Annotated in this window: 16 protein-coding genes; 13 read left to right on the forward strand and 3 right to left on the reverse strand. The window is 71.0% G+C overall.

Annotated features, from left to right (window positions below; translation table 11 throughout):
* The first annotated feature begins 146 nt into the window (after window positions 1-146).
* From N5079_RS01145 to N5079_RS01175, 7 genes are all read left to right on the forward strand, one after another.
* Window positions 147-998 (forward strand): class I SAM-dependent methyltransferase, encoded by an 852-nt coding sequence (locus N5079_RS01145; protein ID WP_261581356.1) that lies wholly within the window; start codon window positions 147-149, stop codon window positions 996-998.
* Between the two features lie 97 nt (window positions 999-1,095).
* Window positions 1,096-2,022: a lysylphosphatidylglycerol synthase transmembrane domain-containing protein gene (locus N5079_RS01150; RefSeq protein ID WP_261581357.1), complete on the forward strand. Its 927-nt coding sequence runs from the start codon at window positions 1,096-1,098 to the stop codon at window positions 2,020-2,022.
* Window positions 2,023-2,345: 323 nt separating this feature from the next.
* Complete coding sequence (locus tag N5079_RS01155) at window positions 2,346-3,473, forward strand: glycosyltransferase family 4 protein (protein ID WP_261581358.1); 1,128 nt, start codon at window positions 2,346-2,348, stop codon at window positions 3,471-3,473.
* A gap of 14 nt (window positions 3,474-3,487) precedes the next feature.
* The gene (locus tag N5079_RS01160; protein ID WP_261581359.1) at window positions 3,488-4,591 is read left to right on the forward strand and encodes an NDP-sugar synthase; all 1,104 of its coding nucleotides are present in this window, start codon (window positions 3,488-3,490) and stop codon (window positions 4,589-4,591) included.
* 152 nt (window positions 4,592-4,743) lie between these two features.
* Window positions 4,744-5,697 carry a DNA-3-methyladenine glycosylase family protein gene (locus N5079_RS01165; protein WP_261581360.1) on the forward strand — a complete coding sequence of 318 codons (954 nt, stop codon included), beginning with the start codon at window positions 4,744-4,746 and terminating at the stop codon, window positions 5,695-5,697.
* 287 nt (window positions 5,698-5,984) lie between these two features.
* Window positions 5,985-8,645: a bifunctional FO biosynthesis protein CofGH gene (locus N5079_RS01170; protein ID WP_261581361.1), complete on the forward strand. Its 2,661-nt coding sequence runs from the start codon at window positions 5,985-5,987 to the stop codon at window positions 8,643-8,645.
* 270 nt (window positions 8,646-8,915) lie between these two features.
* Window positions 8,916-10,673 carry a substrate-binding and VWA domain-containing protein gene (locus N5079_RS01175; RefSeq protein WP_261581362.1) on the forward strand — a complete coding sequence of 586 codons (1,758 nt, stop codon included), beginning with the start codon at window positions 8,916-8,918 and terminating at the stop codon, window positions 10,671-10,673.
* 15 nt (window positions 10,674-10,688) lie between these two features.
* Here the strand turns inward: N5079_RS01175 and N5079_RS01180 are convergent, their stop codons facing one another.
* Together N5079_RS01180 and cofD are read right to left on the reverse strand one after the other, a co-directional pair.
* A complete protein-coding gene (locus tag N5079_RS01180) occupies window positions 10,689-11,972 on the reverse strand; it encodes a coenzyme F420-0:L-glutamate ligase (protein WP_261581363.1) in 1,284 nt (427 codons plus the stop codon).
* Between the two features lie 138 nt (window positions 11,973-12,110).
* Window positions 12,111-13,064, reverse strand: coding sequence for a 2-phospho-L-lactate transferase (gene cofD, locus N5079_RS01185; RefSeq protein WP_261581364.1), 954 nt, complete (start codon window positions 13,062-13,064; stop codon window positions 12,111-12,113).
* Between the two features lie 177 nt (window positions 13,065-13,241).
* On the opposite strand from cofD, the gene N5079_RS01190 reads away from it, so the two are divergent.
* From N5079_RS01190 to N5079_RS01205, 4 genes are all read left to right on the forward strand, one after another.
* Complete coding sequence (locus N5079_RS01190; protein WP_261581365.1) at window positions 13,242-15,857, forward strand: hypothetical protein; 2,616 nt, start codon at window positions 13,242-13,244, stop codon at window positions 15,855-15,857.
* Between the two features lie 192 nt (window positions 15,858-16,049).
* Entirely contained in the window at window positions 16,050-16,307 is a 258-nt protein-coding gene (locus N5079_RS01195) for a WhiB family transcriptional regulator (RefSeq protein WP_261581367.1), read from the forward strand.
* Window positions 16,308-16,562: 255 nt separating this feature from the next.
* On the forward strand, window positions 16,563-19,418 hold the full coding sequence (locus N5079_RS01200) for a glycosyltransferase family 2 protein (RefSeq protein ID WP_261581368.1): 2,856 nt from the start codon (window positions 16,563-16,565) through the stop codon (window positions 19,416-19,418).
* Window positions 19,415-20,974, forward strand: a complete 1,560-nt coding sequence (locus N5079_RS01205) for a DUF5719 family protein (protein ID WP_261581369.1) — start codon at window positions 19,415-19,417, stop codon at window positions 20,972-20,974. The genes N5079_RS01200 and N5079_RS01205 overlap by 4 nt, the downstream gene beginning before the upstream one ends.
* A gap of 354 nt (window positions 20,975-21,328) precedes the next feature.
* Here the strand turns inward: N5079_RS01205 and N5079_RS01210 are convergent, their stop codons facing one another.
* Entirely contained in the window at window positions 21,329-21,724 is a 396-nt protein-coding gene (locus tag N5079_RS01210) for a metallopeptidase family protein (RefSeq protein WP_261581848.1), read from the reverse strand.
* 485 nt (window positions 21,725-22,209) lie between these two features.
* Between N5079_RS01210 and N5079_RS01215 the strand changes: the two genes are divergently transcribed.
* Together N5079_RS01215 and N5079_RS01220 are read left to right on the forward strand one after the other, a co-directional pair.
* Window positions 22,210-22,575: a DUF3499 domain-containing protein gene (locus N5079_RS01215; protein WP_261581370.1), complete on the forward strand. Its 366-nt coding sequence runs from the start codon at window positions 22,210-22,212 to the stop codon at window positions 22,573-22,575.
* A 127-nt stretch (window positions 22,576-22,702) separates the two neighbouring features.
* On the forward strand, window positions 22,703-24,064 hold the full coding sequence (locus tag N5079_RS01220; RefSeq protein ID WP_261581371.1) for a phosphomannomutase/phosphoglucomutase: 1,362 nt from the start codon (window positions 22,703-22,705) through the stop codon (window positions 24,062-24,064).

Genomic DNA, 24,064 nt, shown 5'->3' on the forward strand with positions numbered 1-24,064 from the left:
ACCGCGCGGGGACGGGGCCCGGCGAAGGTACTGTTGGGCACCGTGGAACGGAACCGAGCGATCGCGGCACCCGGCGGGGGGTCGCGGCAGACCATGCTCCCGGACGCGGGTGTGAGATCGGGAGAAAGCGGAGCGGTGATCGACCGGTGAGCAGAGAACGGGCCGCCCAGCTGGAGTACTCCGAGTTCCAGGCCGCGATGCTGGACGAGGAGAAGCGCCGCCGTAAGGCCGCGAAGATCATCGCGGTGCTCGGTCACTTCCTGGGGAGGGACGCCGCCGACCCCGGTGACGTGCTGTCGGGGCTGACGGTCGCCGATGTCGGCTGCTCGGCCGGGTTCATCGCCGACGAGCTGGCGGGCGCGGGGGCGAGCCGTACGTTCGGGGTGGACATCGACGTCCCCGGCCTGAGGAAGGCGGCCGAGCGGTTCGGCGAGCGGGTCGAGTTCCTGTGCGCGGACGGCAGTGCCCTGCCGTTCCCGGACGGCTCGGTGGACGTGCTGGTCTTCAATCACATCTATGAGCACGTGGTGGACCCCGACGCGGTCATCCGGGACATGCGCCGGGTGCTCTCCGACGACGGCGTGCTCTACCTGGGGCTCGGCAACCGGCTCGGCGTCATCGAGCCGCACTACAAGCTTCCGTTCCTGTCCTACCTGCCGCCCGTGGCCGCCGACCGATATGTCCGGGCGTTCGGGAGGGCGGACCACTACTACGAGCGCTTCCGCACCCGGCGCGGCCTGCGGCGGATGCTCGCGGAGTTCCACATCTGGGACTACACGTTCCCGGTGCTGGCCTCGCCGGAGCGGTTCGCCGGGGGCGAGCTTTTCCCTGGAGGCGTCGGCCGCGCGGCCAAGGCCACCCTGGAAAGGACGCCCCGCCCGGCGCTGGCGGCGCTCCTTCCGGTCGTGCCGACGTACCTGTGGGTCGCGACGAAGACCCCGAAGCGCCCCCTGGGCGCCTCTCTCCCACAGCCGCCCGAGCCGGTCCGCACACCATGACGCACGCGACCCCGCACATGACACGGCTCGCCGTGACGCACGGCACGCGGCTCGCCATGACGTCCGTACGGCGAGCGCGACGCGGGTTGGGGGCGGGATGAACCGGCGGAAGATCGTCCGGCTGGGGTTCCTGCTGGTCGCGCTCGGGTTCGGCGCGTGGGCGTTGGCCGGGCAGTGGACGGAGGTGTCGGCCGGCTTCGCCCGGCTGTCGTGGGGAGAGCTGGCGGGCTCGCTGGTCGCCGTGCTGGGGGCGCTGGTCGCCGGGATGCTCATGTGGCGGGCCCTGCTGGCCGACCTCGGCTCGCCGCTGGCGTTCGCCGACGCCGCCAAGATTTTTTTCGTGGGGCAGCTCGGCAAGTACATCCCCGGGTCGCTGTGGCCGGTGCTCGCGCAGATGGAGATGGGCCGGGACCACGGCATCCCCCGGTCGCGCAGCGCCGCCGCGTTCTTCCTGACGTACCCGATCTACCTGGCGAGCGGCCTGCTGGTCGCGGCCGTCACCCTGCCCGTGCTCGCGGGCGAGTCGGTCGCGCGGTACGCCTGGCTCCTGCTCCTGATCCCGGTGCTCGTGATCGCGCTGCACCCCAAGGTGGTCAACGGGGCGATCGGCTTCGGGCTCAGGCAGCTGCGGAAGCCGCCCCTCGAACGGCCGCTCAGCCGCCGCGGCGTCCTCACCTCGGCGGGATGGGCGCTCGCCGGATGGGTGGCGTACGGCACGCACCTGGCGCTGATCGTCCACGGCCTGGGGGCGACCGGTCCGGGAGCCGTGGTCCTCAGCTTCGGCGCGTACGCGCTGGCCTGGTGCCTGGGCTTCCTCGTGGTCATCGCCCCGGCGGGTGTGGGAGTCCGCGAGGTGGCCATGGCCGCCGCGCTCGCCCCCGTGCTGGGCGGCGGGAGGACCACGGCGGCCGTGCTCTGCTCCCGGCTCATCGTCTCCGTGGGAGACCTCGTCTGCGCGGGACTGGCCGGCCTCGCCTCACGAAGCACGGCCGCCGGGCATCGCGAGCCCGCCGGAAAGAGCTGAGCCACGATCCTGCTGGAAAGAGCTGAGCCGAGCGCCGGGAGAGAGCTGGGCCAAGAGCAAGAGCCGAGCAAGAGCGGACACGACCAGCAATCCGTGAAATCGCCACGGAATCAGTGCCGACGGCCTGAAAAGACATGTGATATCCCTCACCTTTCCGGGGAAGCGACCAATAGAGTGAAAGGTGGAGGGTGCCGGGGGAGAAGGTCCGTCGTGGACGGGCGTGCTCGCCCCCAGGTCCCCTTGCCGGGTTGGCGCCGGTTTACAAGGCCACGCGGGCAGGACTCGGCTCCTGCCGGTGAGGCTCGTGGAGGGGAGCGATCTTCTTGAAACCCCGAGTGCTCATCGACGCCGCGGCGGTTCCCGCCGACCGCGGCGCACTGATCCGCTACGTCGATGGACTGGTCGCCGCTCTCCATGAGGCCGGCGCTGATCTCGCGGTCGTCTGCCAGCGGGCGGACGCCGAGCGGTACGGCAAGCTCGCCCCGTCGGCGAGGATCCTGCCGGGCCCGCCCGCCATCACCAACAGAGGCGCCCGTCTCGTCTGGGAGCAGACCAGCGTGCCCGTCCTCGCCAAGCAGGTCGGCGCGGACGTCATTCACGGCCCGTTCTACTCGATCCCGCTCCGGCCCGGCCTGCCGACCGTGGCCACCGTCCACGACGTCACCTGCTTCACCGAGGAGGAGCAGCACGGCTCGGTCAAGGCGTCCTTCTTCCGCTCGGCCACCCGTACGGCGGTGCGTCACGCGACGAGGGTGATCGTGCCGTCGAAGGCCACACGGGACGAACTGGTCCGGGTGCTGGCCGCCGACCCCACGAGAATCGACGTGGCTTACCACGGGGTGGACCCGGCGCTCTTCCACCGGCCCACCGAGCAGGAGAAGAGGCGGGTGGCAGACCGGTTCGGCCTGCACGGGCACCCGTACGTCGCGCACCTGGGCGCCCTCGAACCTCGCAAGAACGTCCCCAACCTGGTCCGCGGTTTCGCCGAGGCCGTACGGCACCTGTCCGCACCGCCCGCGCTCGTGCTGGCGGGAGGCCAGAGCTGGGACGACGAGGTGAACGCGGCGGTGGCCGGGCTCCCGCCGAAGCTCCGGGTCGTCCGCCCGGGCTACCTGTCCTTCACGGATCTCCCCGGCTTCCTCGGGGGCGCGCTCGTCGTCGCGTTCCCGTCGAGGGGCGAGGGGTTCGGGCTGCCCGTCCTGGAGGCCATGGCCTGCGGCGCGCCGGTGCTGACGACGCACCGGACGTCCCTGCCCGAGGTCGGCGGCGACGCCGTCGCCTACACCGAACCGGACGCCGGCAGCATCGCCGGCACGCTCCGCGCGCTGCTGGAGTCGCCGGAGCGCCGGGAGTCGCTGTCCTCCGCCGGGTCGGCCAGATCGCAGGAGTTCACGTGGCACCTGTCCGCCGAAGCGCATCTCGTGTCGTACCAGCGGGCGGTGGAGAGCTAGGCTAACCTCTCGCTGTGAGGGAGACTTCTTTGCCTTCGTCGGAGCGGCTTGAGGCGATCCTGCTCGTCGGTGGTCAAGGCACCCGCTTGCGGCCACTGACGTTGACGACCCCCAAGCCGTTGCTTCCGACAGCGGGGGTCCCCTTCCTCGCGCATCAACTTGCCAAGGCCCGCGCGCACGGTGTGAGCCGGGTCGTGTTCGCCACCTCCTACCGGGCCTCGATGTTCACCGACGCCTTCGGCGACGGGTCGGCCTTCGGGCTGGAGATCGAATACATGACGGAGGACACCCCGCTCGGCACCGGTGGCGCCATCCGCAACGCGGCCGACGCGCTGACCTGCTCCTCCGACGCGCCCGTGCTGGTCCTCAACGGCGACATCCTGTCCGGCCACGACATCTCGGCCCAGGTGGACCTGCACCTCTCGCGCGGGGCCGCCGTGACCCTTCACCTGACCGAGGTGGAGGACCCGTCGCGGTTCGGCTGCGTCCCGACCGCCCCGGACGGGCGCGTGACCGCGTTCCTGGAGAAGACGCCCAATCCGGTGACCAACCGCATCAACGCGGGCTGCTACGTCTTCCAGCGCTCGGTCATCGACTCGATCCCCGCCGGAGAGGTCGTCTCCGTCGAGCGGGAGACCTTCCCCGGCCTGATCGAGGCGGGCGAGCTGGTCCTCGGCTATGCCGACGCGTCCTACTGGCTCGATGTGGGCACGCCGGCGGCCTTCGTGCAGGGCTCCTGCGATCTGGTGCAGGGCAGGCTCCGGTCGCCCGCCTTGCCGGGGGTCACGGGGGAGTCCCTTCTCCTGGACGGTGCCAAGGTGTCGCCCGAGGCCAAGGTGACCGGCGGCACGGTCGTGGGCGCCCGCGCCACCGTGAAGGCCGGGGCCAGCGTGCGCGGCAGCGTCCTCGCCGACGACGCGGTCATCGAGTCGGGGGCCGTCGTCGTCGACTCGGTGGTGGGCGCCGGTGCCCGCGTCTCATCCGGCGCCGTGCTCCGGGAGGTCGTCGTGGGCGACGGGGCTCTGATCGGTCCGGGCAACGAGCTCACCTCCGGCGTGCGCGTCTGGCCAGGGGTCACCCTTCCCGAGTGCTCCGTCCGCTTTTCCAGCGACGTCTGATCCGGCGAGGGTCTGGCCCTGCGACGTCTGGCCCTGCGACGTCTGGCCCTGCGATGTCCGGTTCAGTGATGTCCGGTTCGGCGGCGTCTGAGGTTCGGCCGGGCGGCACACTGGTGGGTGGGGAGGCGAGGCCGATGCCGTCGAGTGGTGCCGTGACGACGCTCAGAGAGCGCAGGTGGCACTCCTTCGCGGCGATCGACGTGGCGCTGACGCTGTCGCCGCACCGGCGCGGTGGTGGCGACCCGGCGTGGCGGAGGACGCCCGACGGGGCGATCTGGCGGACCTCCCGCACACCCGGCGGGCCCGGCACCTTACGGGTGACCGCCCGTGCCGGAGAGGTGCATGGGCAGGCGTGGGGCCCCGGCGCGGACTGGCTGCTGGATACGCTGCCGCAGGCGCTCGGTGCCGATGACGACCTTTCCGGTTTCGCGGCGATGCTCGCCCAGCTGTGTCGCGACTCCAGCGACTCCCCGGCGATGTTCGTCGCGGACCTGGCCGCCCGGAACCCGGGGCTGCGGATCGGGCGGACGCTCCGCGTGTTCGAGGCCCTCGTGCCCGCCGTGCTGGAGCAGAAGGTCGTCGGCAGGGAGGCATGGCGGGCCTGGCGGTGGCTCATGCGGAAGTACGGCGAGCCCGCTCCCGGTCCGGCACCCGAGGGCATGGTCGTGATCCCCCCACCAGAGGTGTGGCGAGCGATCCCGTCGTGGGACTGGCACCGCGCGGGGGCGGAGGCCGTACGGGCCAGGACGATCATCAATGCCGCCCGCCACGCCGCCAAGCTGGAGGCCACCCTGGCGGTGGACACGGGGTCGGCGGAGGCGGACCGGCTGTTACGGGCTCTGCCGGGAATCGGGGTGTGGACGTCGGCTGAGGTGCGGCAGCGCTCACACGGCGATCCGGACGCGCCGAGCGTGGGGGACTTCCACATCCCCGGCATCGTCGGCTGGGCGTTCACCGGTCAGAAGACCGACGACGCCGGGATGCTGGAGCTGCTGGAGCCGTTCCGCGGCCATCGTCACCGCGTGGTGAGGCTGATCGAGCTCAGCGGCATCCGGCCGCCCGCGCGCGGCCCTCGAATGGCCGCCCGCGACTACCGGTCGTTCTGAGGACGGGGACTCCGAGGAGTGGCTCCGGCCGCCGTCAGAGTTGGAATTCGTGCATGATCACGGCAAGGTTCGTGCCGGTCGGAGGCCTCGCTGGGAATCTGTGCATGATCACGCGCGGGGTTTGGGCCGGTCGGAGGGCTCGCTGGGAATCTGTGCATGATCACGCGGCGGGGTGGGGGGGTGATCTCGGGAGGGGGCTGGGTAAGCCTGCCGTACTCAGGGGGCCGTAGTGTGCGCGTATGACGGCACAGAAGGCTTCGAACGGTGGCAGTCAGGTGGGTGGCATTGTGAGCGCCGGTTCCAACGGTGACGGCGGTACTCGCCGTGCGCTCGCCAGGGCTCGGGACGGTAAGACCCTCGACGTCGCGGAGGCCGCGATCCTGCTGCGCGCTCGCGGTGACGCCCTGGAGACCTTGCTGGAACACGCCTCCCGGGTCCGGGACGCCGGGCTGGCCGCGGTGGGACGGCCGGGGATCGTCACCTACAGCCGGAAGGTGTTCATCCCGCTGACCAGGTTGTGCCGGGACCGCTGCGGCTACTGCACCTTCGCCACCGCGCCGCACAAGCTGGACAGCCCCTTCATGTCGCCGGACGAGGTGCTCGAGGTCGCCCGCCAGGGGGCGGCGATGGGCTGCAAGGAGGCCCTGTTCACCCTGGGCGACCGCCCCGAGGACCGGTGGCACCAGGCGGCCGACTGGCTCCACGCACACGGCTACGACGACACGCTGTCGTACGTCAGGGCCATGGCCATCCGCGTTCTCGAGGAGACCGGTCTGCTGCCCCACCTCAACCCCGGGGTGATGACGTGGCGCGATCTCCAGCGGCTCAAGCCGGTTTCACCCTCCATGGGCATGATGCTGGAGACGACCTCGGAGCGGCTCTTCACGGAGAAGGGCCAGGCCCACTACGGCTCCCCGGACAAGGACCCGGCGGTACGGCTCCGCGTGCTGGAGGACGCCGGCCGGTCCAACGTTCCGTTCACCACGGGCATTCTCATCGGCATCGGCGAGACGATCGAGGACAGGGCGGAGTCGATCTTCGCGATCCGCCGGGTGGCCAAGGAGTACGGCGGGGTCCAGGAGGTCATCGTCCAGAACTTCCGCGCCAAGCCCGACACGGCCATGCGCGGCATGCCGGACGCCGACCTGCACGAGCTGGCCGCGACGATCGCGGTGGCCCGGCTCATCCTCGGGCCCAAGATTCGGATTCAGGCCCCGCCGAACCTGATCGGCGACGAGTTCACGATGATGATCCGCGCGGGCATCGACGACTGGGGAGGCGTCTCCCCGCTCACGCCCGACCATGTCAACCCCGAGCGCCCGTGGCCGCAGATCGACGATCTGGCCGCCCGGACGGCCGCCGCTGGCTTCACGCTCCGGGAACGGCTCACGATCTATCCTGAGTACGTGCTGGCCGGGGAGCCGTGGCTCGATCCCCGGCTCCGGGAGCACGTGGCCGTCCTGGCCGACCCGGACACCGGGCTCGCCCGTGAGGACGCCGTGCTTCGGGGCCGCCCGTGGCAGGAGCCCGACGGCGGGTTCCAGAACATCCAGACGACCGGCCGCGCCGACCTGCACGTCGCCGTCGACTCCGAGGGCCGGACGAACGACCGACGTGACGACTTCGACAACGTCTACGGCGACTGGGACGCTCTGCGTGACCGACTCTCAAAGGACCGACTCCCAAAGGACCGACTCCCGAAGGACCCGCTGCCGAGCGGCGGCGGCAGCCGTACGGGACACGTGGACGGAACCGTCCGCGCGGCGTTGCGACAGGCCGAGAGCGACCCGGCCCGGCTGACCGACGAGCAGGCCCTCGCGCTGCTGGATCTCGCGGGCGACCCGACCGGCGCCGGCGGGGACGACGCGGGCCTGGACGAGCTGTCCCGCATCGCCGACGGACTGAGGCGCGAGGCGGCGGGCGACGACGTCACCTACGTCGTCAACCGGAACATCAACTTCACCAACGTCTGCTACACCGGCTGCCGGTTCTGCGCGTTCGCGCAGCGCCGCACGGACGCCGACGCCTACACGCTGTCGCTGTCGGAGGTGGCCGACCGGGCGCAGGAGGCGTGGGAGGCGGGGGCCACCGAGGTCTGCATGCAGGGCGGCATTCACCCCGACCTGCCCGGGACGGCCTACTTCGACATCGCGCGGGCCGTCAAGGAGCGCGTCCCGGAGATGCACGTCCACGCGTTCTCCCCGATGGAGGTCATCAACGGCGCGAGCCGTACGAACCTGTCGATCGCGGACTGGCTTCAGGCGGCGAAGGAGGCCGGGGTCGACTCGCTGCCGGGCACGGCCGCCGAGATCCTCGACGACGATGTGCGCTGGGTGCTGACCAAGGGCAAGCTCCCGACCCGCGAATGGGTCGAGGTCATCACCACCGCCCACAAGGTCGGCATCCCCACGACCTCGACCATGATGTACGGCCACGTGGACACGCATGAGCACTGGGTGCGGCACATCCGGCTCATCCGGACGATCCAGGAGGAGACGGGGGGCTTCAGCGAGTTCGTGCTGCTGCCGTTCGTCCACCACAGCGCGCCGATCTATCTGGCCGGGATCGCCCGCCCCGGGCCGACCGCCCGTGAGAACCGGGCCGTCCACGCGCTGGCCAGGATCATGTTGCACGGCGCGATCCGGAACATCCAGTGCTCGTGGGTCAAGCTCCAGGACGACCTGTGCCGGGTCGTGCTCGAAGGCGGCGTGAACGACCTCGGCGGCACGCTGATGGAGGAGACGATCAGCCGCATGGCCGGATCCGAGAACGGGTCCTACCGGACGATCAGCGAGATCGCCGCGATGGTCGCCCCCACCGGCCGCCCGCTGCGCCAGCGGACCACGTCGTACGGCACGCCGAGCGCCGAGCGCCTGGCCGCGGCCGAACGAAGCGACGGCGTCTGCCGCAGCGTCCGCAGGACACTCCCCCTGGCCTCCCAAGCCTGACCGTACGGCGGCCCGGCCCGACCCCACCCCTTGTTGTGATCATGCACGGGTTCCCGGCGGGGCCGCCCGACCTGCCGCGACCCCTGCCGCGACCCCTGCCGCGACTCCTGCCGTGATCATGCGCGGGTTCCTCCATCTAGCTCTCAGTGCGAGTTATAACAAGTTCTATATATTTGCGTTCGAGACCCTTGCGCCTGGTGCGGGGGCGATGGGGAGAATCGTCCTCCGTGCTCGCGGACCCGCTCCGAGAAACTGTGAAGGATCGTCACCGTGCCCTCCGGTCGTCACCGCGCCGCTTCGACCGCTGAGCTGCGCCGCAGGCGGGCCCGGTGGCGCAGCGTCGTCGCGGGCCTCACGGTTCTCGCGGTCCTCGGCGGCCTGGGTTACGTGTTCGCCAGCCGTACGGGAGGAACATGTTCCTCCCGCGACCCGATCCTCGTCAGCGTGGTCTCGGCCGTGGACATCGCGCCGCCCGTGATGGAGGCGGCGGAGCGGTTCAACGCACGGGACGCCGGAGTGTCCGGGCGGTGCGTGCGGGTGCAGGTCGTCGAGCAGCCGCCGGCCCCCGTGCTGCGGACGCTGATCGGCGACCGCGCGGGCGTCCTCCCGGACCGCCCCGACGGGTGGATCGCGGACTCCTCCGCCTGGGTGCGGCTCGCCCGTAAGCAGGGCGCCCAGGACATCGCGGCCGACGAGACCGTCGTCGCCACCTCCCCGCTCGTGTTCGCCACGCGGCGGGCGGTCGCCCAGCGGTTCGCCATGGGAAAGACGGCCATGAGCTGGGACATGGTCTTCCCCGCCACCGTCCACGGGCGGATCCAGCCGACCGACGGCGAGCCGGACATCGTGCGGATCCCCGACCCGTCGGTGTCCGGCGCGGGCATCGCGACCGTCGCCGCCGCGCGGGACATCGTCGGGTCGGGGGAGACGGCCGACAAGGACCTCACCGCGTTCGTGCGGATGGCCCAGGCCGGGTCCGCCCCGGACTACCGCAGCATGCTGGAGGCCGTGGACCAACCCGGCATCTGGACCCGCCCGGTGGTCATCGTCCCCGAGCAGTCGGTCTGGGCGCACAACCGCGACATCCCCGCCGACCCCCTGACCGCCCTCCAGCCGAAGGAGGGCACGATCAATCTCGACTATCCGTACGTCGTGACGGCCGCGGACCCGGACCAGGCGGCGGGCTCGCGGCTGTTCGGCGACTGGCTGCGTTCGGCGTTCGTCCAGGAGGCCGTGCGGCACGACGGATTCCGGACCGCCGACGGCAGGGAGCCGCCCTACTCGGCGGGTACGGACATCCCGACCGAGCAGCCGAGGCCCCGGCCATCCATCACGCCGGAGGTGATCGACGAGGCGCTGGAGGCGTGGAGCCGCCTCGCCCCGCCGAGCCGGATCCTCGTCCTCGCCGACGTGTCGAAGGAGAACGCCGAGCCCATCAGGGCGGGTGGCAAGACCCGGATGGACGTCGCCGTCGAGGCCGCGAAGCTCGGCCTGCAGCTGTTCCCCAACGAGACCCACATCGGCCTCTGGGAGTTCGCCAGGGATGTCGCAGACGGCGAGAACGAGCGGGAGCTCGTGAGCCTCGGGCCGATCACCGAGCCGGGGAGCGGCCAGGAGATCCGCAGGACGGCCCTCTACCGGGTGGCGGACGGAATCAAGGCGCGCGGCGACAAGACGAGCTCGCTCTACGACTCGATCAACGAGGGCTTCCAGTCGGTCTCCCAGGGTTACGACCCGCTGATGAGCAACTCCCTGCTCCTGCTCACGGCCGGGCGGGACGACGGCAAGGGCATCTCGCGGCAGCAGCTCGTCGAGCGGCTCCACAAGGAGTGGAACCCCGACAAGCCCGTCCAGATCATCATCGTCGCGTTCGGGAAGGGCGCCGACCAGCAGGCCCTGAACGAGATCGTCTCGGCCACCAACGGACAGCTCTACGTCGCCCAGGAGCCGGGCCAGATCATCGACGTGTTCCTCTCCGCCCTGGCCCGGCGGCTCTGCCACCCGACCTGCCGGCCGTCCAGCAGCTGACCTCTCCCGGGTTTCTTACCGGGTGACGATGAAGTCGGCGGCGTCCCGCTGGGGGCGGTCCCGGGGCGGCCCGGCGGGGTGGCCGATGGCGACCGCTCCCATGGGGTCCCAGGTCGGCGGCAGGTCGAGCACCTTGCGCACGACGTCGCGGCAGAACATCGTGGACGACACCCACGCCGATCCGAGGCCCTCCACGGCGAGTTGGACAAGGAAGTTCTCCACTCCCGCGCCTGCGGCGACCACGAACATCTCGCGCTCGGAGGCGTTCCTGCGGTCGTCGCGGTAGGTGTGGGAGCCCTCCATCACCAGGCAGGGGACCGCCAGATAGGGGGCGTTCCGCAGCACGTCGCCCCGCCTGACGCGGCGTGCGATGGACTCCTCGGAGAAGCCGTCCGACCGCAGGTCGTCGATCCAGGCGTCCCGCATGGCGTCGAGGAGTTCCGTACGGATCTCGGGGGTTTCGAGAAGGACGAAGCGCCACGGCGTGGTGTGGTGAGGGGCCGGGGCGGCGATGGCGGCCGCCACCGCCCGCCGTACCGCCGCCGGATCGACCTCTCGCCCGGAGAACTCCCGGATCGTGCGACGGGCGAAGACGACGTCGGCCGAGCCGTACCGGAACATGTCCTCGTCGGCGGGCCGGATAAGGGCGCGGGCGCCCGGGCCGTCGTCGGCGGTGACGAGGTCGCGGAGCCCGCGGACCACCGCCACCGGAACCCCGGAGAGCTTGCCCTTGGCGAGCTCTCCGGCCGCCGCGATCTCGTCGATCAGCGCGGTGACGGTCGCGCTGAGCGGGTTGCCGTACGTGTCCGACAGGCCCCGGAAGTCGTCGAGCGGCCGGACGCCCGCCGCGCCGATGGCCACGTCGGTCAGCCCGTGCCGCCAGGGCCGCCCGAACGTGTCGGAGACGATCACGCCGACCTCGACGCCGAGCCGGTCGCGCAGGCCGTGCCTGATCCGCCGGGCCGAGCCGTCCGGGTCCTCGGGGAGCAGCAGGATCGTGCCGGGGGAGATGTTCGAGGCGTCCACGCCGGCTGCCGCCATCACGAAACCGTGCCTCGTCTGGGCGATGACCGTCTCGCCGCGCCGGGCCACCACGCGGGCCGTCTCCTCCTCGATCGCGGCGGTACGGCTGTCGCCCTGCCGGACGCGGCCCTCGGCCTTGCTCACGATCTTCGAGGTGACGACCAGAATGTCGCCGTCCTCCAAGGTCGGCGCGGCCTGCGCCACGAGTCCGGCGATGTCGTCCCCGGCCCCGACCTCGGGCAGCCCCGGTATTCCGGTGATGGTGATGTGAGCCACGACTCGACTTCCTCTTCGGACGACCGATATGTCTGACGCTAATGCATGATCACGAAATGGGTTTCCGCAGGTCAATGCGGTCATCCAGGAAACCCGTGCATGATCACGACATGGGTGGGGGCAAAGGACTGGGCGTGATCATGCACGGCGCGGAGTGGAGCCGAGGGATGTTGCGAGAGCGAGGGCGGCGGCGGCGATCTCCCTCGTCGCCTCCGGAGAGTCCATGAGGATCCGCCGGGCCTCGACGGCCACCCCGTCGAGGGCGACGCCCTTGTCCTCCTCCGCCACGAGCCATCCGTCGACCAGGTGGGAGCCGTACAGCTCCAGCACGGCCTGGGCGCTCGTCTCCACGCCGATCGCGGTCAGGCAGGCATCGGCCATGCCGCGCACCGGCGCGCCGCCGATGATGGGGGAGACCCCGACGACCGTCTTCTCTTCCACGGCCTCCCGGATTCCGGGGATCTGAAGGATCGTGCCGATGCTGACGACCGGGTTCGACGGCGGAAATATCACGACATCGGCGTTGTGGATCGCGTCGAGGACACCGGGCGCCGGGCTGGCGTCCTCCGCGCCCACGAGGGCGATCTGCTCGGCCGGGACGGACGCCCGCAGGCGCACCCACCACTCCTGGAAGTGGATCGCCCGCCTGCCGTCCGCGTCCGCGACGACGACGTGGGTCTCCGTCCGGTCGTCGGACATCGGCAGGAGCCGGACACCGGGTTGCCACCGCGCGCACAGCGCCTCGGTGACCTGGGACAGCGGGTAGCCCGCCGACAGCATCTGGGTCCGCACGATGTGCGTCGCGAAGTCACGGTCACCGAGGCCGAACCACTGGGGCTCCACGCCGTAGGCGGCCAGCTCCTCCTTGACGGTGTGGTGCTCGTCGGCCCGGCCCCAGCCCTGCTCCTCGTTGATGCCGCCGCCGAGGGTGTACATGACGGTGTCGAGATCAGGGCAGACGCGGAGGCCGAAGAGCGTGATGTCGTCTCCGGTGTTGCCGATGACGGTGATCTCGGAGTCGGGGGCCGCCGCCTTGAGGCCGCGGAGGAAACGGGCGCCGCCGATTCCGCCGGCGAGAGACACGATGCGCATGTCGACAGTCTTCCACCGGACCTTCGGCGGGCTGTGAACGCCCACCCCCCGGAATAATGCGGCAAATGTGGGTAGTTGGGCTATGGCGCGTCGAATGAGGTTCTTGGGTCAGCCGACACCAAAGTCAGGCATGTGCAAAACTTCCCCGAGTGCCATTTGGACGCAATGGGGGTAGTTGTGCTGAAGGTCGATACCGGCCGGCTGCGAGAGCCGGCGGCGTGGATCATGCTGTCCGTCGTGTCCACCGGCATTCTCGTTGGCATCGCACACTTGCTGTTCGGCCCGGCCGGATTGGCGCTGCCTTTCGGCTTCCGTGCCGGTCAGAGCCTTGTTGACAACCTCGCGTCCCCGGTCTCCACCGCGCTGGGCGTGGGGGCGGTGCTGCTCGTGACGAAGCTGGGTGAGCCGACGACTCGGGCGAGGCTCGTCACGCTCGGCGTCGCGGGCGCGCTCGGAGTGGGCGTCCTTTTTGGTCTGATCAGTGTGCTGGGGATTCTGTTCGGTGATCTCCCGAGCTTCCGTGACAGGTTCGAATTTCTGATCACCGGCCTGCCCATGCTCGCTCTGGCCGCTGCCGGTGCGGTTTTCGCGACGAGTTCGGCCGCCGCCCTCCAGCCGGTCCGCCTGCCCGGCCGCTCCGGCGAGGGCTTCTACGGCGGCCGGCGCAACGACGCCCACCAGCCGCATGCCCAGGCCTACCCCCAGAGCCCCGGGCATGGGCAGGGTTTCAACCAGCCGCACGGTCATGGCGAGGGCAACGGCTCGGGAGACCGGCATGGCGAGCAGCCGGCGCCGGGCGCCGCCGTTCCCGCGCTCGCCGCGTCCTACCCCCAGCTTCCGCCCCCCGCCGAACATCAGCAGCAGTACGAGCAGCCCCCGCAGTACGAGCAGCAGCCACAGTACGGACAGCAGCAGGGCCACGGTCAGCAGGGTCCCGGTCAGCAGCAGGGTCAGCAGCCCGGTCAGCAGCTGGGCCACCCCCAGCACGCGCAGGAGCCGTACGGCGCGCAGGAGCGGCCGCACGAGCCGTTCCGCCAGGACCGCTCTCCGGAGCCGTACGGCCAGGACCGGCCAGCCGACCGGCCGTTGGGTCAGGACCGGGCGCCGGAGCCCTACGGCGCGTCCCAGCACCAGAGCGACGTTTACGCGGGCCAGCACCAGGGCGAGGGCTACGCGGGCCAGCACCAGGGCGAGGGCTACGCGGCCCAGCACCAGGGCGAGGGCTACGCGGGCCAGTCAGGCTCGTTCCCCCAGGCGGGCACGGGGAGCCACCAGGCGTCGCACGCGCTTCCGTCCGGCATGCCGCCCGCTCAGCCGGGAAACTCCTACTCGGAGCAGTACGGCACGCCGGGCTTCCAGCAGGACCGTCCCGGACCCGAGGGCTTCGGCCCCGATCGCGGCTCCCAGGGCTATGGCCCCGAGGGGCAGGGGTTCGCGTCGAATGGCCAGGGGTTCGGGTCCGATGGTCAGCGGTTCGGCACGGAAGGCCAGTGGCCCGCCCCCGATGGCCACGGGTTGGCGTCGAATGGCCAGGGATTCGGGTCCGATGGTCAGCGGTTCGGGTCCGATGGTCAGCGGTTCGGGTCGGAGGGGCAAGGGTTCGGGTCGGAGCGGGCGGGCGGACCTCCCGGCTCCTACGGCACTCAGGCTGACTCGGCCCTGTCCGCCTACTCGTCCGCTCCGCCGGCGCCCTCGTCCGGCCAGCCCAACCACCCGGGCCAGCCCGGTCAGCCGAACCATCCCGGACAGTTCGGTCAGCCTAGCCACCAGGGACAGTCGTTCGACGGCTTCCCGCAGCCGCCGCAGGGCCCGGCGAACGATCAGTACGGCTATGCCGGGCGGCAGTCCGAGACGGGTGGGTACGGCCAGCCGTCGTTCGGCGGCCAGCCGGAAGGCCCCGGCTTCCACCAGCCGGAAGCGCCAGGTTTTCCTCAGGCGGAAGAGACCGGATTCCCTCGCGCTGAAGGCTCCGGTTTCCCCCAGGCCAGCGGATCCGGGTTCCCGCAGGCCGGCGGATCGGACGGGCGCGGCTTCCCCCAGGGCCCCTATGCCGATTCCGCCTTCGGCCAGCCCGCCTCCCAGGCGCCGGCCGAGGCCCGGCCGTACGAGCAGCGCGACCACGGCCAGCCGTACGACCGGGACCATAGCCAGGCGTACGACCAGCAGGGGTCGCCCTTCACCGGGTACTCCGGCCCGCAGTTCGCCAGGCACTCGGCCGGCCAGCAGCCCGCCGGCGAGGACGGCTCCCACACCGGCTCCCACACCGGCTCGCACACCGGCTCGCACACCGGCTTCGAGAACGGTTTCCACAACGGTTACGAGTTCGGCAAGCCGTCCCCCTATGAGGGCGCGGCCGACCCGAGAGAGCAGCAGATCCAGCAGGCATACCAGCAGGCGCAGAGCTATCAGCAGCTCGGGCAGCCGGCGCCGGTGACCGACTACCCCACCGGGCCGATGCCCAAGGCCCAGGACCATTCCTCGCAGGACTACGCAGGCCAGGAGTTCCCCAAGGCTCAGGACTACTACGACAACCCCCTGGGACACCCCCAGCGGCCCGAGCCCGCGCCGTATTCGGCGTCCGGCGGCGAGCCGGCCGACCGTACGCTGCGCTTCGATCCGCCCAGCTACCAGGGGGATCCGCTGAGCGGGCCGCACCGGAGGGAGGAGCCGATCGACCCCACCGCGATCTACACCCCCGACCGGTCGCAGGCAAAGTATGAGGAAGGTTCCGGCACAGAGCAGGCAGGCCACAGAACCGACCCCGATCTCCCTTGGTATGGTTCCGAACGCTGATAGGACCGAAGATCGGGGCGTACGAACCGGGGCAAGCGGGTCTTTCCCCGGGTATCGTTATGCCGCTTGACGCCACACGCTGCACGCGCGTGTAATTACAGACGTGTTGTTACGGCTCCCCGAGGGTGGGTACAGGGGAGACGTTTTATGGGGGGCTCCATTGTGGGCGGGCGAGCGACAGGGAGGTGTGCAATGACCGAGCTGGTCATGGCACAGGCGCTCGATGGTGAAGATCTTGGTTGGCAAGAGCGGGCATTGTGCGCTCAAACCGACCCGGAGGCGTTCTTTCCTGAGAAGGGCGGCTCCACCAGAGAAGCCAAGAAGGTGTGCCGTTCGTGTGAAGTGCGGGCGGAGTGTCTTGAGTACGCGCTCGAACATGATGAGCGGTTCGGCATCTGGGGTGGGCTGTCGGAACGGGAACGGCGCAGGATCAAGCGTCAGGCGGTTTGAGACCACGGGCGAGGGCCACGCGGAGGTCGCGTGGCCCCGCCTGACGGTTTCCGCTCGTGGGAGTCCACCAGCCGTGGCGGCGTTCGACCGGCATCGACCGGCTCTGAACGGCATTGATCGGCTCTGAACGGCATTGATCGGCACTGATCGGGTCGAGGGCCCATGCCCTAACGGTTTGGCGCGGGTGTGATCGAGTGAGCCGGGCTTGCCGTATCGTGGTCCGCGCTCAGCCGTACGACCCCCCTAGGACTCGACTTGCACTCGGTCACCGCGATCGTCGTCGCCCATGACGGCGCCCGCTGGCTCAAGGAGACGCTGACGGCGGTTCTGCGTCAGACCCGTCCGCTTGACCGTGTCGTCGGTGTCGACAACGGCAGCCGCGACGGCAGCGGACAGCTGCTGACCGAGGCGTTCGGCCCCAGCAACGTGCTCAGCATGTCGAGGTCCACCGGGTTCGGCGAGGCCGTACACGAGGTGCTTCGGCGGCTGCCCCGCGCGCAGGTCCAGGAGCCGGGCAACGAGTGGATCTGGCTGCTCCACGACGACTGCGCTCCCGACACGCAGGCGCTGCAGGCGTTGTTGTGGGCGGCCGACCAGGACCCGAAGGCCGCGATCCTCGGCCCGAAGCTGCGCGACTGGCTAGACCGGCGCGTGCTGCTGGAGATGGGCGTGACCGTCAGCAGGTCGGGCCGGCGGGACACGGGCCTCGAACCGAGAGAGTACGACCAGGGCCAGCACGACGAAATCCGTGACGTCCTGTCGGTCTCGACCGCGGGCATGCTGATCCGCCGCGAGGTCTGGGAAGCGCTGTCGGGCCTGGACCCGGAGCTGCCGCTGTTCCGCGACGACCTCGACCTGTGCTGGCGGGCCCGCGCGGCCGGGCACCGGGTCCTCAACGTGCCCGACGCGGTGGCCTGGCACGCCGAGGCGTCGGCCCGCCGGCGGAGGCGGATCTCCGCGAGCAACGAGCATCCCCGCAGGCTGGACCGGCACAACGGGCTGCTCGTCATCATGGCGAACCTGCCGTTCTGGGCGCTGCTGCGCTCGATCGCCCGCAACATCTCCGGCTCGCTGGTCAGGACCGTGCTGTTCCTCCTGGCCAAGCAGCCCGCGAACGCCCTCGACGAGGTCGCCGCTCTCAGCTCGATCCTCGTCCATCCACGCCGCCTGCGGCGCTTCCGCAAGGCGCGCAAGCAGGACAGGAAACAGGGGTACGCCGCGGTCGAGCGCCTGCTCACCCCGCCCGGAGCGGCGTTCCGGCGGCTGGCCGACATGGTGCAGAGCTTCGTCGCCGGGGAGGGGCCCGTCGATTCGGCGGGCCGCCACCACGCCGCGACGGGGGAGCCCTCCCAGGAGGACGGCGACGAGCTGCTCACCGACTCCGGCGGGTTCCAATGGGTGTTCGGCAACCCCGGCGTCGCGCTGTGCCTCATCCTCGTCGCCATCACCGTGGCGGCGGAGCGGTCGCTGCTGTTCGGCGGCCTGCTCGGGGGCGGCGCGCTGGTGCCGGTCACCGGAGGGGCGTCCGACCTCTGGCGGCTCTACACCGAGAACCACCACACCGCCGGGCTGGGCTCGGACACGTGGGCCCCGCCGTACGTCGCGGTGCTGGCGGCCCTGTCCACGGTCTTCTTCGGCAAGACCTGGCTCGCCGTCTCGGTGCTGCTGCTCGGGTGCGTGCCGCTCGCCGGCCTATCGGCTTACGCGGCGACCAAGACGATGATCGCCTATACCCCGGCGCGGGTCTGGCTGGCCGCCACCTACGCGCTGCTGCCGGTCGCGACGGGGGTAATCGCGAGCGGCCGCCTCGGGACGGCGATCGTCTTCGTCCTTCTCCCCGTCTACGCGGCCCTCGCCACGAGGGTCGTCGCGGGATCACGCCGCGCCGCCTGGGGGTTCGGCCTGCTCCTCGCGGTCGGTACGGCTTTCGCCCCGCTGGTCTACGTGCTCGTGGCCATCCTGGGCGGGCTCGCGGCGGTGTCGTTCGGCGGCGTACGGCGGGGCGTGGGCCTGTCGCTCGCCATCGGCCTCGGAACCCCGCTGGTCCTGCTGTTCCCCTGGCTGATCGAGATCGTGCGGGACCCGGGCCGCATCGTGCTGGAGGCGGGTCTGCGCGACGCCGCGCTGGCCGACCCGAGGCTCGGGGCCGATTCGCTCCTGATGCTGAGCCCCGGCGGCCCTGGTGTGCCGCCGGTATGGGTGACCGCCGGCCTGGTCGCCGTCGCGCTGGCCGCGCTGCTGCTGCGCCGTCACCAGATGGTCGTGGCGATCGGGTGGGGAGCCATGCTCTTCGGTGTGCTGGTCGCCACCGTGGTCAGCCGCCTGAGCGTGGGCGACGTCCCCGCGTGGCCCGGCGTGCCGCTGGCGTTGGCCGCGACCGGCCTGCTCGTGGCGGCCGCGCATCCGGCCCACCGCATCGCGGAGTTCCGCGCCGCCGGAGGACTTCGCCGCGCGGGCGCCCTCCTGATCGTCGTGGTCGCCTTCGCGACGCCGCTGGCGGCGGCGTCGATGTGGATCAAATCGGGCGCGGAGGACCCGCTGCGGCGCGGCGTGCGCGACCCGATGCCCGTGCTGGCCGCGGTCGGATCCGCCAAGGGGCAGAGCACGCTCCTGATGCGTCCCAAGGAGGGCCGCCTCACCTACACCCTCCTGAGCGGCGGGGCGCCACTCATCGGCGAGTCGGACCTGAAGCCTGCGGAGAGCGCGCGCCTGGGGCTGGAGAGCGCTGTGGCCGGGCTCGCCTCCGGCCGGGGCGGCACGTATGCCGCGACGCTGGCGTCCTACGGCGTCCAGTTCGTCACCGTGCCCGGACCCGTCGACCCCGCGTTGCAGCGGGCACTCGACTCCGATCCCGCTCTCGTGCGGGTCAGCCTGTCGGAGACCACCGGGCTGTGGCGGATGGCCACCCCCGCGCCCGTCCCCCCGCCACCGGCGGGTGCGGACTCCCGGCACAGGATCTGGCTGTGGGCCCAGGCGGCCCTCGTCGGCCTCGTGCTGATCCTGGCCTCTCCGGGGGCCCGTACGGATGATCTGGACGAGCAGTACGCCGACGCCCCGGCGGAGGAGCCCCGGGGGCGCCGCCGGGCTCGGGAAGACCGGGTGCCGGCGTGAAGGGCCTGATCGAGAACCGCTTCGGCCTGCTCGCCCTCGTCCTGGTGGCGCTCGCCGCGCTGTACGGCGTGGCCTACGCCAGCCGTCCCGCCCCGGTGGTTCACAAGCCGCCCCAGGCTGTGCGGGCTCCCGTCGGATCTGTCACGACCGTGTGCCCGGCCCCCGGCGGCGGCCGGGTGAGCGTGGTCACCCCGCCCGGCGCCCAAACGCCCGGCGCCGCCACCGTCGCCGAGATCCAGCCCCCCACGGCCAAGCCGGAGGCGCAACCCACCGCCAAGCCGGAGGCGCAGCCCACCGGCAAGCCGGACGGGAAGAAGGATGACAAGTCCGGGAAGGCCGGCGGTTCCGAGGTCCAGTCCGACGGGACCACGGGCAAGCCGGTGGCCACGGTCCGGCAGCCGGGGGTCCTGTGGCAGCAGGAGATCACTCCTGGGAGCGAACCGCTCGCCATCGCCGCGACCGGTTCGATGGCCGCGGGACTGGAGACCGCGCAGACGGCCAGGGAGAAGTCGGGCAGCCAGCGCGGACTGGCCGCCGTGCGCTGTGTCGAGCCGGGGGCGAACGCCTGGTTCGTCGGCCCGGGGCCGGCCGCGGCCGATGTGACGCTCTACGTCACGAACGTCGACGCGGCTCCCGCCGACGTCGAGATCATGATCTACTCCGGTGAGGGGCCTGTGCTCAGCGACCGTGGGAACGGCCTGGTCCTCCAGCCCGGCCAGCACCGCGCGGTCAAGCTCCGCGACCTCGCCCCGTCCCCGCTGGTCATGGCGGTGGAGGTCAGCACCGCAAGCGGCCGGGTGGCCGCCGCGGTGAAGGCGGTGCTCGGCGAGGGCAAGGGCGTCGACTGGCTGCCCATCGCCGCTGAGCCGTCCACCAGGGTGGTCGTGCCGGGCATTCCCGGTACGGCCGGGCTCCGTGAGCTCTACGTCACCGCCCCCGGCGAGCAGGACACCGTGGTCCAGGTGAAGGCCGTGCTCAAGGACGGGTCGTACGCGCTGAAGAACAAGGAGTCCGTCGACGTCCCGGCCGGGTCGACGGCGACGCTCGACATGTCCACCGGCATCGGGGGTCAGCCCGCCGCCCTCGTGCTGTCCTCAGACGTGCCGATCGTGGCGGGCTTGAAGATCACGGGCACTGGCACGAGCCAGGACGTCGCGTTCACCGCCGGAGCGCCGTCCATCGACCTCGGCAGCGTCGTGGCGGACGCCCGCGCGTCCCGTAAGCAGACCTCCGGTCTCGTGCTGTCGGCGCCCTTCGCGGCGGCCACGGTCAAGATCCAGTTCCTGCCCAAGGAGGGGCCGGTCCCCGCGCCGTTCGACGTCCAGATCCCCGCCGCGCGGACCAAGGAGATCACGTTGAAGGCGCCGCCGGGCAGCAAGGCCGGATTCAGCGTCGCGGTCCAGCCCCAGCCCGGGTCCGGCCCCGTCTACGGCGGGCGGGTCCTCACCGAGGCGACCCCCCAGGGGCTGTTCATCACCACGCAGCCTCTCGCCCTGGCGCGCACCTGGGCCCTCGTCCCTCCCACCAAGGACTCTCCCAGCGCCGTACTCCCCTGAAGGCCGTCGTCCCAGCCACCCCACCGCGTGATCATGCACATGTTCCCGCACGCACCGTTCTGCCTGGCGCATTGCGCATCGTGATCATGCACATGCTCCCGGATGCGCTGTTCTACCTGGTGCCTTGGGTAGCGTGATCATGCGTGACAAGGGTGCGCCGCACGGACACAGATTTGCATGGTCACAAAGCGTGTCGTCCCTGGTCGGGCCGCGTGCGGCGGAATCCATGCATGATCACGATCGGGGAGGCCGCACGTCCCCGAGCTTCCCGGGAAACCCTGCATGATCACGGCGAGGGTGGCCAGGCTTCCTAGGGTGGCCAGGCCGGCTTTCTACGGTGGCCTGGACGGCTCTCTAGTGGCGGTCGTCGTATCCGGGGTCGATCGTCTCGGGGGTGAGGCCGAGAAGGCTGGCGACCTGCTCGACGACGACGTCGAAGACGAGCGTGCCGAGCTGGTCGCGGTCGCGTGCTCTGGCCTCGAGCGGCCTCCGGTAGATGACGATGGCCGCGGGGTCGTCTCCGGCGGCGGAGTCCGCCCGGCCGAACGGAATCGGGTCGGACGCCAGCCGCGCCGGGCCATCGATCAGCTCGCTCGCCGGGGGAACCTCCTCGACGGCGAACTCGACGGTCGCGAGCTGCGTGCCCCAGCGGGGCTTCAGCCGGTCCACGGCGTCGAGCACCAGGTCGTCGAAGCGCTCCCCACGGGACTTGGCGATCGGCACGTGTGAGGGCGCGAGGGGCCCACGCATGCCGCGGCCGTGCCGGTCACGCCGGCGCACGCGCCGTTTCGGGGCCGGCCTTTCGCCGGGCTCGCTCCGCTCGCTCACGGAGCCAGCTTAGAGCGCCGCACGCGACCGCGGCGGAGCCGTACGGCGGTGGCCGCTTTGCAGGTGATCTTGGCTTAGCTTGGAAGATCGCAGAGTTTCGCCTCGAAGCCTGGATCCACCGGTTTCTCCTCAGTCCGTCACCAGGCAAGGACGCCGGGAGAGCGCGGGTCTATGCCATCGGCCGGACGCTCTCGGCCGACGCCCCCGTCATCGGAGGCTGTCCCGTTATCTCATGCCGGCTGTTCCGGAAGTCGCCGTAGTGTCGCGATACGGGACTGACTCGGGGGGACTGACCGAGTTGTCCGGCAATCTCCTGCCGACTTCGGAACTTGCTGGATTGTGGCGACACGCTCGATAAGAGCGGCGGGGTGGTGGCAATGTGAACGCGGACCGGATACGGTCCCTCCGTGAGCCCCGTCCGCAGCTGTTCCCGTACCGCCTGCAGGCAGCCTGCCGTCTTCACACTCACGTATGTCTACGCCGACTCGACCGCCGTTCTCGGCCCCCTGGCGACGTACGTCGAACCACACTGTTACGACCTGTGCGCGGAGCACGCGGAACGGCTCACGGCCCCTCGCGGGTGGGAGGTCGTGCGGCTCCCGTCTGAGGCCGGATCGCCCAGCGGAGACGATCTGGAGGCGCTCGCCAACGCGGTCCGCGAGGCCGCCCGTCCCGCGCCCAGCGCGGGCGAGCCCATCGGCCAGGCGGTCGAGGTCGGTCGCCGCGGCCATCTCCGGGTCCTCAAGTCGGCCCAGCCCAACAGGGAGCGTTGAGATCGCGCGTTGAGATCGCGCGTTGAGATCGCGCGTTGAGATCGCGCACAGCGTTGGCTCGGTCGTCGTCGAGGCTGTCGGGCGCTATAGGCTCAGGTCCGTAGACAGACGACTGTTAGGGGCAGCGGTGGCCGACCTCACGAAGATCTTCAAAGCGTACGACGTGCGCGGCGTGGTGCCGGACGAGCTCGACGAGAACATCGCCCAAGCCGTCGGGGCGGCCTTCGTCGAGGTGACGGGCGCCGATTCGGTGGTCATAGCCCATGACATGCGCACCTCCTCCGGACCTCTGGCGGCCGCCTTCGCGCGCGGGGCGACCTCGCGCGGCGCCGACGTGGTGAGCGCCGGCCTCGGTTCGACCGACCTTCTCTACTACGCCAGCGGCAGCCTCGGCCTGCCCGGTGTCATGTTCACGGCCAGCCACAACCCCGCGCAGTACAACGGCATGAAGATGTGCCGCGCCGGTGCGGTCCCCGTGGGCACCGACACGGGCCTAACCGAGATCCGCGACCGCGCCTCCCAGCTTCTCGACGGCGCCGGGGAGGACACCGGCGTGGCGGACAAGGGCACGGTGACGGAGCAGAACCTGCTGAAGGGGTACGCCGAGCATCTGAAGACGCTGGTCGACCTTTCCGGCATCCGGCCGCTCAAGGTCGTCGTGGACGCTGGAAACGGCATGGGCGGCTACACCGTCCCCGAGGTGTTCCAGGGCCTGCCGATCGAGCTGACCCCGCTCTACTTCGAGCTCGACGGCGGCTTTCCCAACCACGAGGCGAACCCGATCGAGCCGGAGAACCTGCGCGACCTGCAGAAGGCCGTCGTCGACCAGGGCGCGGACATCGGCATCGCGTTCGACGGAGACGCCGACCGCTGCTGGGTGATCGACGAGCGTGGCGAGTCGGTCTCCCCGTCCACGATCACCGCGCTGGTCGCGGTGCGGGAACTGGCCAAGCACCCGGGCGCGACGATCATCCACAACCTGATCACGTCGAAGGGTGTGCCCGAGATCGTCCGGGAGCACGGCGGCGTGCCGGTCCGCACCCGCGTGGGTCACTCGTACATCAAGGCCGAGATGGCCCGCACGGGCGCCGTCTTCGGGGGCGAGCACTCGGCTCACTACTACTTCCGCGACTTCTGGTTCGCCGACTCGGGCATGCTGGCGGCCCTGCACGTCCTCGCCGCGCTCGGCGAGCAGGACCGGCCGCTGTCGGAGGTCCTGTCGCGGTACACCCGGTACGCCGCGTCCGGGGAGATCAACAGCAGGGTGAGCGACCAGACCGCCGCCCTGGAGCGCGTCCGGGACGCCTTCGCGGCCCGCGAGGGTGTTACCTTCGACGAGCTTGACGGCCTCACCGTGAGCGGTCTGGACTGGTGGTTCAACCTCCGCCCGTCCAACACCGAGCCGCTGCTGCGGCTCAACGCCGAGGCGGCCGACGAGCACAAGGTGGCCGCCGTGCGAGACGAAGTGCTCGCTCTCGTAAGGAGCTGA

Origin of the sequence: Planotetraspora sp. A-T 1434 (assembly GCF_025420585.1) — a bacterium.
GTDB lineage: Bacteria > Actinomycetota > Actinomycetes > Streptosporangiales > Streptosporangiaceae > JAOEGB01.

Bases quoted from the DNA above. Each gene is read 5' to 3' on its own strand.
- N5079_RS01195 (WP_261581367.1), top strand. From the start codon at position 16,050: ATGACCGAGCTGGTCATGGCACAGGCGCTCGATGGTGAAGATCTTGGT.
- cofD (WP_261581364.1), bottom strand. From the start codon at position 13,064: ATGCGCATCGTGTCTCTCGCCGGCGGAATCGGCGGCGCCCGTTTCCTC.
- N5079_RS01150 (WP_261581357.1), top strand. From the start codon at position 1,096: ATGAACCGGCGGAAGATCGTCCGGCTGGGGTTCCTGCTGGTCGCGCTC.
- N5079_RS01210 (WP_261581848.1), bottom strand. From the start codon at position 21,724: ATGCGTGGGCCCCTCGCGCCCTCACACGTGCCGATCGCCAAGTCCCGT.